Below are 14,638 nucleotides of genomic sequence, written 5' to 3'. Positions count from 1 at the left end.
GTAACGGCCCTGAAACCGCACGGACTTCAGATGTTGCGTCATGTATTGACACCACTGTTCGGAGCGCCCTACGTTTCCAGCCGTCTGAGAGCGCTCTCACCTGTAGTCATCCGGGCGTCCTCATCCGCACGTCGTCACCCGCACGTCGTCACCCCACCTGCCGACCCGAGGTGTATCCCCATGCGAGTCCCCCACCCGCGCCACGCCGCCTCGTTCCTCCTCGCGACCGCCCTGGCCGCCGCCCTCGCCGCATACGGCCTGGGTCCCGGTGCGGCCCCCGCGGCCGCCGCCGGCGTCCCCGTGGGCGCCGGCAGCTACTCCGACAGCCGCCCGGCCGGCACCTCCGGCCCCACCACCAACACCGGCACGCCCGTCACCCCCAAGGTCACCCCGGCCGCCCAGGGCAGGCCCGTCCCCACCAACGACTGGTGGTCCTCACTCGCCTTCCAGCGCTACGGGGACAACCCCTACTCGACCCCCATGTACGGGCACCCGCTCACCTACCAGGCCACCGCGGGCGGACTCGACATCGGCTACCCGACCAGCCCCGCGATCGTGGGCGACGGGCGCCAGTACGAGTTCGCGCACAAGCGCGACCTCACCGTCGGGCTCGCCGGGCTCAACGCCCCCGACACCAGGGCGGACGCCTGGTCCGACTGGACCGTCACCCCCTACTGGTCCGACGGCACCCGCACCCTGCGCACCACCATCGGCCACGGCAGTCCCTTCGTGTACGCCCGGGGCGCCGGCGGGAACGCCCAGGTGACCACGGCCGGCACCCCCGCCGTCTTCGCCGACCAGGGCAACGTCCTCGGCATCACCGTCGCCGGCCACCACTACGCCCTCTTCGCGCCCACCGGCAGCGACTGGACCGTCAACGGCAGCACCATCAGCGCCGGCCTCGGCGGCCGGGACTACTTCTCCGTCGCCGTACTGCCCTCCACCGACGCGCTCGCCACCTACCGGAAGTACGCCTTCAGCTTCGTCACCGGCTCCCGCGTCGACTGGAGCGCCACCGGCGGCACCGTGCGGGCCACCTACACCCTCACCACCGAGGCCAGGGAGGGCACCGAACGCGGCACCCTCCAGGCCCTCTACCGCCACCAGTGGCTGCACACCACCGACGCCCTCACGCCGTACACGTACGTCTCCCCGCGCGGCACCATGAAGGTCCGCGAGGCCACCGCCTTCACCACCGTCCAGAAGGCCGCTCCCGTCCTGCCGGCGCTGCCCCGCACCGACGCCGTCGACACCGCCCGGCTGCGCGGCCACCTGAACGAGGTCGTCAACTCCGCCGACCCGCTCAACGGGGCCGTGGACACCTACTGGACCGGCAAGGCACTCGGCCGACTCGCCCAACTCGTCCCCGTCGCCGACCAGATCGGCGAGACCGCGACCCGTGACCGTCTCCTCGCCCTCCTCAAGGGACGGCTGCAGGACTGGTTCACCGCCGGCGGCGCCAACGAGTTCTCGTACGACCAGAACTGGCGCACCCTCATCGGCTACCCCGCCTCCTACGGCAGCGACACCGAACTCAACGACCACCACTTCCACTACGGCTACTATGTCCTCGCCGCCGCGATCGTCGCCCAGTACGACCCCGGCTGGGCCGCCGACTCCGCCTGGGGCGGCATGGTCAAGACCCTGATCCGCGACACCGCCAACCCCAGCCGCACCGACGGCGCCTTCCCCTTCCTGCGCGGCTTCGACGTCTACGCGGGCCACAGCTGGGCCTCCGGACACCAGGGCTTCGCCGCCGGCAACAACCAGGAGTCGTCCTCCGAGTCCACCAACCTCAGCGCTGCGCTCGTCCTCTGGGGATCGGCCACCGGCGACACCACCCTGCGCGACCTCGGCAGCTATCTCCTCGCCACCGAGGGCGAGGCCGTCGCCCAGTACTGGTTCGACGCCGACCAGCAGGTCTTCCCCGGCTCCTTCGCCCACGACACCGTCGGCATGGTCTGGGGGAGCGGCGCCGCCTACTCCACCTGGTGGACCGCCAACCCCGAGGAGATCCACGGCATCAACGTCCTCCCGGTGACCGGCGGTTCGCTCCAGCTCGCCGCCCGCAAGGACGCCGTCCGCCGCAACATCGCCGAGATGGAACGCGAGAACGGCGGCCCCGCCGTCGAATGGCGCGACATCCTCTGGGAGTTCCAGTCCCTCGCCGACCCCGCCGCCGCCCGCGCCAAGTGGGACGCCGGCAGCGCCGCGTACACCCCCGAGGCGGGCGAGTCCAAGGCCCACACCTACCACTGGATCACCACCCTCGACGCCCTCGGCGCGCCCGACCCGTCGGTCACCGGCGACCTGCCGACCTCCGCCGTCTTCAGCAAGAACGGCGTCCGCACCTACGCCGCCCACAACCACGGCGCCACGGCCCGCACCGTCACCTTCTCCGACGGCAAGACCCTCACCGTCCCCGCCCGGTCCACCGCCACCGGAACCGGCACCGGCGGCACCGACCCCGATCCCGACCCTCAGCCGTCCACCGGCAACACCTTCCGCCCCCGCTCCGGCGGCACCCTCACCACCGCCACCGACACCACGCCCGGCAGCGACGTCATCCCGTCGGCCGGCGGCACCAACCACGACGGCACCCCCTACCGCCCGCTCGTCTACGAGGCCCGCGGCGTCAACGGCACGCTGAGGGCGGGCGGTGCGACCGCGTTCCGCCTCCCGGTGGACGCCGGCACCGTCGTCGGCCTCGGCCAGCAGGTCCGCGTCAGCTACGACCTCACCGGCGACGGCACCTTCGACCGCACCGAGACCTACCACTACTTCGCCACCGACCCGGTGACCGGCTGGGAGGAGTACAACCAGAACCGCGGCCTGCAGACCGCCACCGGCACCCTCGGCAACCTGACCGGCGGCACCGTACGCCTGGAGGTCTGGAGCGCCATCGGCAATGCCGACTCCCGGCTGAGGACCGGCGCGGCGGACTCCGTCCTCGTCATCCCGTACGACTGAGACGGGCCCGGGCCCGGGCTCGGGCCCGGGCGCAGGCCCGGGCTTGAGGGCGGCGGCGTGGCCTCGGTGGCCGCGCCGCCGCCTCCTCGTCCGTTCCCGTCAGGCGGAGGACCGCCGGACCAGACTCGTCTCCGTGATCACCGAGGCCGTCGCCGCGTCCGCCGCCCCGTCGAGCAGCCGCATCAGCAGCCGGACCATCAACCGCCCCATGCCCTCGATGTCCTGACGGATCGTCGTCAGCGCGGGATCGGTCTCCCGCACCACCGACTCCATGTCGTCGAAACCGACCACCGCGATGTCCTCCGGCACCCGGATCCCGCGCTCGCGCAGCGTCCGCAGCGCGCCCGCCGCCATCAGGTCGTTCGAGGCGAAGACGGCATCGACGTCCGGCCGCCGGTCGAGGAGTTCGGCCATCGCGCGCGCCCCGCTCTCCCGGGTGAAGTCCCCCTGGCACAGCAGCTCCGGATCCGCGTCCACCAGCACGTCGTGGTAGCCGGCGATCCGGTCGAGCGCCGAGGTCTGGTCACGCGGACCCGCGAGATGCGCGATCCGCTCCCGTCCCAGGGACACCAGATGCCGTACCGCGTCCCGTGCCCCGCCCCGGTTGTCGCAGTCGACGTACGGCACGGTGGGCCCCGAGGCCGCCGGCCGGCCGCCGAACACCGCCGGGACCCGGCTGCGCGCGATCAGCGCCGGCAGCCGGTCGTCGCTGTGCAGCGAGAACGCGAGGGCCCCGTCCACATGCCCGCCGTCCAGATAGCGCGCGATCCGCCCGTGGTCCCCGGGGCCCTCCACCCACAGCAGCACCAGCTGGGTGTCCCGGGCGGTCAGCTCCCGGCTGATCCCGCGCACCTGCTGCTCGAAGAAGGGATCGGAGAAGATCCGGAACTCCGGCTCCGCGATGATCACGGCGACCGCGCCCTGCCGCCGTGTCACCAGGGAACGCGCGGCCTGGTTCGGCACGTAGCCCAGCTCCTCGACGGCCTCGCGCACCTTGTCGACCAGCGGCTGCCGCACCCCCGCGGCGCCGTTGACGACCCGCGAGACCGTCGCCCGGGACACTCCGGCCCGTGCCGCGACGGCCTCCAGGGTGGGGCGGGACGGCTCCGTGGTCTCCTCGGGCAAGGCAGGCACTCCTCGATCCTCCGTTCCGCACGGCCGGTACGACGCCGATCAGGATAGACGCTGGACGGCGGCTTTGAGAGCGCTCCCAGGATGCGGGGGCGGGAGCCGGGCCGCTGCTCCGATCGGCTGGCGGCTGTGATGCCGGGCGGGCCGCGGGGAACCCCTGCAGAGGTATGCCGTACGAGGGCGGCACGAGCCCCGTCCCCTCGCCACAGGAGGGAGAAGCCCGGTATGAGCTCCGCCCCCGACGAGCCGGCCGGCGGTCCCGGCACGGACCCCGTCGTCGAGCGGCTGCTGCGGCACGGCATCCTCCACATCAGCGAGCCGATCACCGGCGCGACCGCCGACCGCATCACCGCCGAGCTGCTGCTCCTCGCCGCCGAGAACGCCCGCCCCGTCACCCTCTACATCAACTCGCCCGGCGGATCCGTGTCCGCCGGCATGGCGATCTACGACGTCATGCGGCACATCGACAACGACGTCGTCACCATCGGCCTCGGCCACTGCGCCTCGATGGCCCAGTTCCTCGTCTCCGCCGGCACCCCGGGCAAGCGCTACGCCCTCCCCAACGCCCGCATGATGCTCCACCTGCCGGCCTTCGCCCAGCCGCCCACCGGCACCACCGAGGGCCCGCAGCACGAGGAACTGCGCTACAGCCGGGACCGCATCGCCGACCTCCTCGCGGACTTCACCCATCGCGAAGTCGCCCAGGTCGTACGGGACTTCGCCGACGACCGCTGGCTCACCCCGGCGGAGGCCCTGGAGTACGGCCTCATCGACCGCGTCCTGGACACCACCCCGCCCGAGCCCTGACCGGGGTCAGCCCGCCGCGCCCAGCAGGTCCAGTACGGCCCGGCGGTACACGGCGTACACCGTGGGCAGCTCGGCGAGCGAGGCCCGCTCGTCGATCCCGTGCAGCCCCTCGTACGGGACACCGAACCCCGCCGTCGCCGGGATCCCCGCACCGGCGAGCAGGTTCCCGATGTTCGACGGCCCGGCGGTCTTCGCCCGCACCACCAGGCCGGCGTCCCTGGCGGCGGCGAGCAGCGCCGCCGCGGGCTGCCGCCCCGCGTCGAGCCGGTACGCCGGCCAGTCCGCCACCTCCGCGATCCCGGTCGGCCTCGGCCCGGGCCGTACGGCATCGAGCGCGGCGACCTCCCGCCGTACGAGCCCGGCGGCGGCCCCCGCACCGAACTCCGGCGTCGTCCGCACGTCGACGTGGACATCCACCCGGTCAGGGGTGACGGAGAAGCCCTCGCCGCCGTGGAACGCGGTCACCGTCAGTCTCGGACCGAGCGGGAAGCCGGAGTCCCGGTCCGGGCCGGGCAGTTCGGCGGCGTCGAGGAGACCGACGAGGTGCGCGGCCCGCCCGATCGCCCCCACGCCCGCCCGGCGCGCACCGGAGTGCCCGGCCTCGCCGTACACCGTGACGGTCGCCCGCCACAGCCCGCGCCCGCCCACGACGACCTCGTCCAGGCCCGGGTAGCCGATCATCACCCCAGCCGGCTTCGGGGCCTGCGGATCGGCGAGGAACGCGCGGGCGCCGCCGAAGGCACCCGTGTGCTCGTCCACGTCGAGCAGCACGGCGAGCCCGCCGGTGAACTCCTCCGCACGCGGCGCGAGTTCGGCGGCGAGGTGACAGAACAGGGCCGCGGCCAGCTTCGAGTCGGCCGCCCCGCGCCCGAGCAGCCACTCGTCACGCACCTGCCCGGACGTGGGGGAGAACGACCAGCGGCCGGTGTCCCCGAACGGCGCGGTGTCCACACACGCGTCCAGCACCCACCACGGCCCCGGCCGCCCGCCCCGGACCTCGACGAGCAGCCCGACGACCTCCCCACCGGGCGACCGCAGCCGCCGCTGTGCCAGTCCCCGCTCCCGCAGCCACCCCTCCAGCACCCCGAGCACCGGCTCGTACGGGTCGACCCCACCCCGGCTCGGCCGCCGCACGAGCGCCTGCGCGAGCGCGACCACGGACCCGACGTCGGCCGGTGTCCGCCTCATCATTCCTCCCCGGGGACGGCAGCGCGGGACTTCTGCTCGGGAGCAAGCCTGGCATGTGCGAGGGTTGGACCTCCCTGCCGCCTCCACCTGGAGCAGCCCGACGTGATGGACCAGGCCGCCGCCCTCACCCGACTCGGCCGTGTCGCGCGACTGCGAGCCTTCGGACGGCACGTCGGCTCCGACCAGCTGATCCGGGCGGGCCTCGACGCGCTGATCGCCGGCGTCGACAGCCCGTCGCTCCCCGAACTCTCCGGCCTCCTGCGGAGCGAGGAACCCGAGGCCCCGGAGCTGTTCGAGCGGGTCCTCGACGAACTCGGGCTCGCCTTCCGGGCGCCGGCGGAGCCCCGGGCCGCCGCCTGGGCCTTCGCCCTCTGGACGGCGGAGCGGATGGTCGACGGCTCGCTCGATCCCGCCTCCGGCGCGCACCTGATCAGCGCGGAGATCGCCGACGACCTGGGCCGCCCCGAGGAACTGGACGCGCTCGTGCACTGCTCGTGCATGCTGGACTCCTGGGAGGAGTCCTGGAGCGTGCCGGTCGCGGCCCTGGAGGCGGAGGCGATCGAGGCGGCCAGGGCGCTGCTGCGCGGCAGGAGGGCGGAGGAAGGGCGGGCCTCGGGACCGGAGCCTGACCCGGGGATCTGATCCCGCCCCGTCCGTCACCCCCGCAGCCGTGTGTTCAGCCGCGCCGCCTGCCGGGTCAGATGGTCCCGCTCGGCGAGGTTCGGCGCCTTGTGGGCCGCGTCCGCGTAGAGCCGTGCCGCCGTCGTCAGGTCGCCGGCGCGCTCGTGGAGGTACGCGGCGGCCGCGGCGTGGCGGGGCAGCGTGGGATCCAGGTCCGCGAGGGCGGCGAGGCCCGCGCGCGGGCCGTCGGCCTCGCCGACGGCGACGGCGCGGTTGAGCCGGACGACCGGGCTGTCGTTGAACCGCGCCAGCTCGTCGTACCACTCCACGATCTGCACCCAGTCCGTCTCCCCGGCCGTCGGCGCGTCCGCGTGCAGCGCCGCGATCGCCGCCTGCGCCTGGAACTCGCCGAGCCGGTCCCGGGCCAGTGCCGACTGCAGGATCTCCACCCCCTCGGCGATCAGCGCCGTGTCCCACAGCCTGCGGTCCTGCTCGGCGAGCGGTACGAGACCGCCGTCGGGCGTCGTCCGGCCCGCCCGCCGGGCGTGGTGGAGCAGCATCAGGGCGAGGAGCCCCGCCACCTCGGGGTGGTCGATCGCCGCCGCCAGCTGCCGGGTGAGCCGGATCGCCTCGGCGGCGAGGTCGACGTCACCGGAATAGCCCTCGTTGAACACCAGATAGAGGACCCGCAACACCGTCCCGACATCCCCCGGCCGGTCGAACCGCACGTCCGAGACAGTCCGCTTCGCGCGGCTGATGCGCTGCGCCATCGTCGCCTCCGGCACCAGATACGCGGCCGCGATCTGGCGCGTCGTCAGCCCGCCCACCGCGCGCAGCGTCAGCGCGACCGCCGACGACGGGGTCAGCGACGGATGCGCGCACAGGAAGTAGAGCCGCAGCGTGTCGTCCGCCTGAGCGGCGGGCCCGGGCTCCGGCTCCACCTCCACGCGCTCCTCGCGGCGCCGCCGGGCGGCGTCCGCCCGCGTCGCGTCCAGGAACCTGCGCCACGCCACCGTCACCAGCCAGCCCTTCGGATCGCGCGGCGGATCGGCCGGCCACACCCGCACCGCCTCCACCAGCGCGTCCTGCACGGCATCCTCGGCCGCCGCGAAATCCGCTCCGCGGCGGACGAGGACGGTGAGCACGCCCGGCGTCAGGCCCCGCAGCAGCGCCTCGTCCATGATCACTCCGTGACGGTGGGCGGCGCGGCGAGGAAGGGACGCAGCTCTAGCCACTCGTGAATCGGCTCCCCGCCCGCCCCCGGCGCCGCCGACAGCTCACCCGCCAGCTCGACCGCCCGCTCGTACGAGTCGACGTCGATCACCATCCACCCGGCGATCAGGTCCTTCGTCTCGGCGAACGGCCCGTCGGTGACCGGCGGGCGCCCCTCGCCGTCGTACCGGACCCACGCCCCCTCGGGCGCCAGTGCCTGCCCGTCGACGAACTCGCCGGTCTTCTCCAGGCGCGCCGCGAAATCGTGCATGTACCGCATGTGCGCCGTGATCTCCTCCGGCGTCCACTGGTCCATGGGGACGCAGTTGATCGCGTCCGGGGCGCCGCGGTAGTGCTTCAGAAGCAGGTACTTGGCCATGGTGTCTCTCCTCGGTGTGGTGCGGCCCATTCTGGTCGCGTTCACACCGGGGACGGAGCGGGCCACGCGTTCTCGACATCACCGGCCGAGAATTCTTCGGGCGCCGCCCCGCGCCTTCGGTCGTACACCGAGTCCTACCGGAGAGGTACGCCCGGCGACGCGCGGTGACGACTCCGGGCTGACCCGGAATCGTGCCTGGTGGGGCCGTGCGGGGGAGTGCTCCGCTCCTAGCGTGGTGGGCATGTCGTCGTCACTCCTCGCCTTCACCGTCAAGGACTTCCGCGCCCAGCTGCGCCAACTCGTCCTCACCGGCGCCGCCGTGGCCGTCGGGGTCGCCTTCCTGCTCCTGTCCGTGGGCGGCGCGGGCGCGCTGGTCCAGTCGTACGAGCAGTCGGCGGCGGCCGACGTCGGCCCCGCGGCCGTCCAGGTCACCCCACGTACGCAGACCGGCTCGCTGCCCGCCGGGGTGGCGGCGCGGATGGCGAGGCTGCCCCAGGTGACCGCCGTCGCCGAACGGCTCACCGGCCACGCCAACGTCCTCACCCCGGACGGACGCCCGCTCGACGCCCGTGCCCGGCTCACCACCGTGGCCGGCGACCCCGCCCTGCGCTGGCAGCGCCTCGACAGCGGGCGCTGGCCCGAGGGCACCGGTGAGGTCGTCCTCGACCGGGACAGCGCGGCGCGCGTCGGCGCGGGCGTCGGCGACACCGTACGGATCACCCGCGCGGCCGGCGGCACCACCGACGTGCGCCTCACCGGTCTCCTCGACACCTCCGCCTCGCAGACCCTCGGCTCCGGGCCCGCGATCGGCGTCCCGTACGCCGCGGCCGGCCGCTATACGACCGCCCCGCGCGCCACCCACCTCGACCTGGCCGTCGCCCCCGGCGCAGACCCCCGCGCCGTGACCGACGCCGTACGGCACGCCCTCGGCGACGACGAGGTCGCCGTCCGAACCCACGCCGCGGCCGTGGCGGAGGCCGAGCAGAGCGGCCGGACCATGTACGCGGTCGTACTGACCGCCGCGCTGTCCTTCGTACTCATCGCCATGGCCGTCGCCCGCATGGTCGTCACCAACACCTTCTCCGTCGTCCTCGCCCAGCGCGCCCGCCGGCTCGCCCTGCTGCGCTGCGTCGGCACCGACCGCGACCAGCTGCGGCGCATCATCCGCCGCCAGGGACTCCTGCTCGGACTGCTCGCCTCCGCCACCGGACTCGCCGCCGGCGCCGCGGCCTGCGCCCTCGGCGGCGCACTCGTCAACGGCCTCGCCGACCTCGGACCGATCCACCTCTCCCTGATGCCGGGCATCTGGACCTTCGTCCTCGGCGGACTCTTCGGCGTCCTGCTCACCCTGTGGGCCGTCCGCAAACCCGCCCGCGCCGCCTCCGCCGTCCCGCCGGTCGCCGTGCTCGCCGCCGGCGGCGACGCCCGGCTCCCCGAACCCGGAAGCCGCGCCCTGCGCGAGATCGTCACCGTCCTCATGCTGATCGGCGGCGGCGCCCTGCTCGGCCTCGGGGCCCTCGGCGGATCCCCGCTCGCCCTGCTCGCCGTCACCCTCGGCGCGATCCTCACCTTCTTCGCCGTGCTCCGGTACGCCCGCCACCTGCTGCCCCCGCTCGTCGCCCTCCTCGGCCTCGCGCTGCGCCGCCCCTTCGGCATCGTCGGCCGGCTCTCCGTGCAGCAACTGCGCGCCAACGCGGCCCGCACCGGTGCCGCCGCCTCCGCCATGCTCGTCGGCGTCACCGTCGCCGTCTCCGCGGTCACCGCCATCGGCGTCACCAAGGGCGGCCTGAACCAGCTCCTCGCCGACCGCATGCCCGCCGTGTTCGCCCTTCAGCCGGACGGCCCGGCCGTCCCCGCCGACGCCGTCGCCGCCCTGCGCGCCGCACCCGGCCTCACCGTCACCCCGGTGCGTACGGCCACGCTCACCGTCGACGGCCACCGCACCGTCGTCGCCGCTGCCGACCCGACCGCGCTCAACCCGGCCGCCGAGGGCGTGGCCGAGGCCCGCGCCCTGCGCGACGGCCAGGCACTGGCCCTCGGCGGCCGCTCGGGAACCCTCCGGGTGGCCGGCCGGGCGACCCCGCTCACCGTCGTCGGCGGCCGGTCCGCCCTGCCGATCGCGCTCCACCCCGAGGCGACGGTGTACGTCACCCCCGCCACCCTCGACCACCTCGCTCCGGAGACCGGCGGACCGTCGGCCGTCCTCGTCAACCCGGCCGACGGCACCGACCACGACAGCGCCCGCGCCACCCTGGACCGCGCCCTGGCCACCCACCCCGAGGTACGCATCGCCGACACCGGCTCCGACGCGCGCCTGGTCCGCTCGATGCTGGACCGCCTGATGCTGGTGGTCACCGTCCTGCTCGGCTTCTCCATGGCCATCGCCGCCCTGGGCGTCGCCGCCACCCTGATGCTCACCGTGGAGGAACGCACCCGCGAGTTCGGCATGCTCCGCGCCATCGGCCTCTCCGGCAGCCGGCTCCGCCGCATGCTGACCCTGGAATCCGTTCTCCTCGCCCTTTCCGGAGCCCTCGCCGGCACGCTCCTCGGCCTGGTCTACGGCACTCTCGCCGCCCGGTCGGTGATGGGCGCCCGCATCTCGCCGCTGACGGTCCTCGCCTCCTCGGGCGGCACCGCCCTCACCGTCCTCGGCATCCTCACCGCCACCGTCCTGACGGGCATCGCCGCCTCGGTCCTCCCGGCCCGCCGGGTGCGCCGCATGATGGTCGTGGACGCGCTGCGGGCGGAGTAGGAACGGCCCGGCCGGGCGGGGCGGTTCCGTGTCCAGCATGGGCGACCATGACGAACACGCGGGTGGAGGCGGCGGGTCGGCTGCTGCGCGAGATGCTCGGGGCCGGTCGGGACACGGCGGACCCGGGGCCGGGGAGCGGCGCCGCGCTGCGCGCGGTGGCGGCCGATGTCGCCGCCGCGGGCGGCGCCGACGACGAGACCGCGCCCTCCTAGGCGAGTTGACGACCGGTCACCTCGACGCGGACGCCACCCGCTGGTGCGCGCTGCACGACGCACCGGCCGCGCGCACCGGGGCAGCCTTCCCGAACTGCTCGCCGCGCTGCCGGCGGCGGCCGTTCCGGCGTCGTCCGAAGAAGCGGTCCGGCCGCCCGCGCCCCGCAGTGTCCACCGCACGCTCGGCCTCCTCGAGCACACGGAACCGCGACACGCCGCGGCCGCGTTCACCGCGCTGCCCGAGCGGGTGACGACGGAACTGCTCGCAGGGGGCCCCGCCCCAGGCCGCCGAGGCGCGCATGCTCCTCGCCGGCTTCGTGCGTACCTCACTCCGCACGGACCCGGAGGCCTGGCGCCGGGTCGCCGGGCGCTGACCGGCCTGGACCCCGGGTGGGATCCGGACTCGACGGTGGAGGCGCTGCTCGCCGCCCACGACCACCCCGGTGCGCCCCCGGAGTCGCCGGACGCGCAGTGGCCACCTCGCCACCGGGCTCCGTACGCGAACGGCCGGGACAGGTCTCGTTCGGCTCGTCAGCCGGCGAGCTCGCGCTCCGCCCGCTCGTAGGTGACGCCGTGGTCCGCGAGGACCTCGGACACCGGACCCGGGCGGGCGACGAGCGCGAGCACCAGATGCCGTGCCCCGATCTCCTTGTCCTTGCGCCCGAGGGCGATCCGCAGGGACTTCTCGAGCACCTGCTTGGTCTCCGTGGCGAACGGACGATGGGACCGCGGCCCGGCCTCGCGCCGCCCGAACAGCCCCGCACCACGCCCCCGGCCCCGCGGCGCCGAGGCGGTCAGGGCGCCCTCGCCGTGGGTCTCCTCGACCCGCGCCACCACCTCGTCGAGATCGATCCCCAGCCCGGCGAGCGCCTCCTCGTCCGCCTTCGACAGCCCGCCCCGCCGGCGCGACTCGACCAGCCCAGCCCGCACGGCCGCCCGATCCACCCCGAGCGGATCCAGCGCCCCCTGCTCCAGCAGAGCCAGCAACAGATGCTCCTCCGCCACCATCGCCGCCTCGGCACTCGCGGCCTCCGCCTGCGCGCCGACCACCGCCGACCGCGCCGCCGCCGTGAACCTCTCGAACATCTACGACCTCCCGTACTTCTTGTGCACGGCCTGCCTGCTGACTCCCAACTCGGCCGCGATCTCCTGCCACGACCACCCCTGCGCCCGTGCACTGCGCACCTGCACGGACTCCAACTGCTCCAACAGCCGCCGCAACGCGGCCACGGCCCGCAACCCCACACGGGGATCCCGGTCGCCGGCGCGGCCGGCCAGATCGGTCGCCTCACTCATGAATGTCAACGTAGGTTGACGGCGGTCTCTTGTCAACCTACATTGACGTCCGAGCTGAGATCGCGCCATCAGGCCAGGGCTGCGACCCGCCGACCTCGGTGACGGCCTGGCGCGCCGCACGGGGGATCCCGAGACCCTCCCGGGCGCGGTGGAGGGCCGCCAGCTGCTCGGCGGCCGGCGCACCCCAGTCGAAGAGCTCCAGCGCCTGCTCCGGAGTGGCGAGCACACGCACGTACGCGGCGCCGGTGGCCGGATCCGACTGTGCGGGACCGAGTTCGGTCAGGGCGGCCGCGCAGCGGACACGGGCGCCGGGCCCGTCGGGGCCGGACAGATGACCCAGCGGCACCAGGTCCCCGAACCGCGCGCCGGCCACACCGCCGCCCGACACCCAGTCCACGGCCAGCCCGCGCTCGACCACCACGTCCACCCCGAGCTCCTCCATCAGCTCGCGGGCCGCGGCCCGGGCAGGCGACTCGCCCGGGTCGACACCGCCGCCCGGCAGCAGACAGGTCTCCAGATAGTCGACGCGCTGGATCAGCACCTCGCCGAACCGGTTGGTGATCAGTACGGACGTCCCGGCCCACAGGGCGGCCGAGGCGCGGAGCGCGCCGTACTCCTCGTCGGTCATGGTCATGTCTCTCCGATCATCGAACCGGTTGAAGGGGCGAAGGCGGTGGTGATGCCGGTGCGGGAAAACGCCGTTCCGTTGCGCAGCGCGGCCAGCGTGCGGTGTCCGCGCTCGACCAGCTCCGGGTCGCCGTTCCGGGACCCGAAGGCGATGCCGGACACCGCGTCCAGGGCCGCCTCCGCCCCCAGCCATGCCACTTCGAGCTCGGTCAGGCGGCGCCCGTATCCGTCGAAGAACGCCTCGAACAGGTCCGGCCGACCACCGAGGGCATCGAGGATCCGGACGAAGTCCCGTACGGCCGGGCCGGGTTCACTGCGCTCGAAGTCGATGACCCGTACGGTGCCGTCGTCGGCGAGCAGAAGGTTCCGCGGCTGGTAATCGCCGTGGGTCACCACCTGCGGCAGCGGACCGAGCCCTGCGACAAGCTCCGCGACCCGCCGGACGTACGCCTCGTCACCGGGACGCAGACGGAGGCGCGCCGCGTCGAGGTGGCGTTCCAGCCGTCCGTACGTGTCCGTTGTCGGCACACCGGATCCGGCGGACGGCAGCGGGCTCGCGTGGATGCGCGCCGCGAGCGCGCCCACCGCGCGGAACACCGCATGCTCCTCGCTCGCCCCGAGCACGGCCCCGTGCAGCGACCGCCCGCCGACCGCGCTCACCACCACGGCAAGGAGTTCCGGATCGGCCGCCACGAGCCGAGGCCCGGCCCCGCCCAGCAGCGGCACCCAGTCGCGCAGTGCCGAGGCCTCCCGGTGGTGGCACCTGGTGTTCTGGTGCACCTTCACGAACCACGTGCCGCCTGCGGCGCCCCGCACCCGCCACACCCGGCTGTTCTCCCGCGCCCACGACAAGTCGGACCACACGGCAACACGGCCGACCGCCCGCTCCACGAGGTCCCGCACCGCCGGCTCGGCGGCGCCGGCCCCGGAGCCCGGCACGGGACGCCACCGATCGACTGCCGGGTCGTACGCGATCGGGTCACCGGCCTCCTGGAAGTGAAGTGCCGCCCCGGCGCCGGAGCCGTAGGCGTCGAGCCCCGCCCTGCAGTACGCGACCATCGGCTCCGGCAGCGCGTCGAGCGGAAACCAGTCCAGGCTGTCGCACTTGTCGGGCTCCAGGATCCGGGGCTCCCCGCCCCAGCGGCGCACCTCGAAGAAGAACCCGACCCGCGCGCCGCCCCCCGGCGCCCGATGATGCACGGTCGACACGGCCCGCACCTCGCCCGGGTCCACCACCAGGCCCGTCTCCTCGACCGTCTCACGCACCAGAGCGGTGACGACGTCCTCCCCGGGCCCGTCGACATGCCCCGACGGCAGGTGCCACAGCCCGGACGCGTAGACCGCCCCGGCCCGTCGTGAGAGCAGCACCTCCGGTCCTCCCGGCCCGTCGCGGACCGCGATCAGATGCACGTCCAAGGGCACCATGTGCCGACCGGTGCTCAC

Annotated in this window: 13 protein-coding genes; 5 read left to right on the top strand and 8 right to left on the bottom strand. The window is 74.4% G+C overall.

Translation table 11 applies throughout. From position 1 onward, the window contains the following. Positions 1-180 precede the first annotated feature (180 nt). Positions 181-2,970: a glycosyl hydrolase gene (locus AB0M18_RS22465; protein WP_365760674.1), complete on the top strand. Its 2,790-nt coding sequence runs from the start codon at positions 181-183 to the stop codon at positions 2,968-2,970. Positions 2,971-3,069: 99 nt separating this feature from the next. On the opposite strand, the gene AB0M18_RS22460 is transcribed toward AB0M18_RS22465, so the two are convergent. Further along, a complete protein-coding gene (locus tag AB0M18_RS22460; protein WP_365760672.1) occupies positions 3,070-4,095 on the bottom strand; it encodes a LacI family DNA-binding transcriptional regulator in 1,026 nt (341 codons plus the stop codon). Positions 4,096-4,326: 231 nt separating this feature from the next. Here AB0M18_RS22460 and AB0M18_RS22455 point away from each other — a divergent pair, with 231 nt between their 5' ends. Then, the gene (locus AB0M18_RS22455; RefSeq protein WP_365760670.1) at positions 4,327-4,908 is read left to right on the top strand and encodes an ATP-dependent Clp protease proteolytic subunit; all 582 of its coding nucleotides are present in this window, start codon (positions 4,327-4,329) and stop codon (positions 4,906-4,908) included. A 6-nt stretch (positions 4,909-4,914) separates the two neighbouring features. Here the strand turns inward: AB0M18_RS22455 and AB0M18_RS22450 are convergent, their stop codons facing one another. Further along, positions 4,915-6,096 carry a M20/M25/M40 family metallo-hydrolase gene (locus tag AB0M18_RS22450; protein WP_365760668.1) on the bottom strand — a complete coding sequence of 394 codons (1,182 nt, stop codon included), beginning with the start codon at positions 6,094-6,096 and terminating at the stop codon, positions 4,915-4,917. Positions 6,097-6,201: 105 nt separating this feature from the next. Between AB0M18_RS22450 and AB0M18_RS22445 the strand changes: the two genes are divergently transcribed. Continuing rightward, entirely contained in the window at positions 6,202-6,738 is a 537-nt protein-coding gene (locus AB0M18_RS22445) for a hypothetical protein (protein ID WP_365761005.1), read from the top strand. 14 nt (positions 6,739-6,752) lie between these two features. Here AB0M18_RS22445 and AB0M18_RS22440 read toward each other — a convergent pair whose 3' ends face one another. Continuing rightward, entirely contained in the window at positions 6,753-7,898 is a 1,146-nt protein-coding gene (locus AB0M18_RS22440; protein WP_365760666.1) for a DUF6596 domain-containing protein, read from the bottom strand. 2 nt (positions 7,899-7,900) lie between these two features. Continuing rightward, a complete protein-coding gene (locus AB0M18_RS22435; RefSeq protein ID WP_365760664.1) occupies positions 7,901-8,308 on the bottom strand; it encodes a YciI family protein in 408 nt (135 codons plus the stop codon). Positions 8,309-8,549: 241 nt separating this feature from the next. Here AB0M18_RS22435 and AB0M18_RS22430 point away from each other — a divergent pair, with 241 nt between their 5' ends. After that, on the top strand, positions 8,550-11,060 hold the full coding sequence (locus AB0M18_RS22430; protein WP_365760662.1) for an ABC transporter permease: 2,511 nt from the start codon (positions 8,550-8,552) through the stop codon (positions 11,058-11,060). A 47-nt stretch (positions 11,061-11,107) separates the two neighbouring features. Further along, positions 11,108-11,272: a hypothetical protein gene (locus AB0M18_RS22425; protein ID WP_365760660.1), complete on the top strand. Its 165-nt coding sequence runs from the start codon at positions 11,108-11,110 to the stop codon at positions 11,270-11,272. A gap of 531 nt (positions 11,273-11,803) precedes the next feature. Here the strand turns inward: AB0M18_RS22425 and AB0M18_RS22420 are convergent. Genes AB0M18_RS22420 through AB0M18_RS22405 form a run of 4 tightly spaced genes read right to left on the bottom strand, consistent with a single transcriptional unit; the run spans position 11,804 to position 14,638 of the window. Further along, entirely contained in the window at positions 11,804-12,358 is a 555-nt protein-coding gene (locus AB0M18_RS22420; RefSeq protein WP_365760658.1) for a Clp protease N-terminal domain-containing protein, read from the bottom strand. Continuing rightward, positions 12,359-12,568 (bottom strand): helix-turn-helix domain-containing protein, encoded by a 210-nt coding sequence (locus tag AB0M18_RS22415; RefSeq protein ID WP_365760656.1) that lies wholly within the window; start codon positions 12,566-12,568, stop codon positions 12,359-12,361. Positions 12,569-12,605: 37 nt separating this feature from the next. Beyond that, positions 12,606-13,202, bottom strand: a complete 597-nt coding sequence (locus AB0M18_RS22410; protein WP_365760655.1) for an NUDIX domain-containing protein — start codon at positions 13,200-13,202, stop codon at positions 12,606-12,608. After that, on the bottom strand, positions 13,199-14,638 hold the full coding sequence (locus AB0M18_RS22405) for a phosphotransferase (protein WP_365760653.1): 1,440 nt from the start codon (positions 14,636-14,638) through the stop codon (positions 13,199-13,201). Before AB0M18_RS22405 ends, AB0M18_RS22410 begins: the two co-directional genes overlap by 4 nt.

The organism is Streptomyces sp. NPDC051909 (assembly GCF_040681095.1).
In the GTDB taxonomy this organism is placed as follows: domain Bacteria; phylum Actinomycetota; class Actinomycetes; order Streptomycetales; family Streptomycetaceae; genus Streptomyces.
This window is presented reverse-complemented; position numbering and strand designations above follow the sequence as displayed.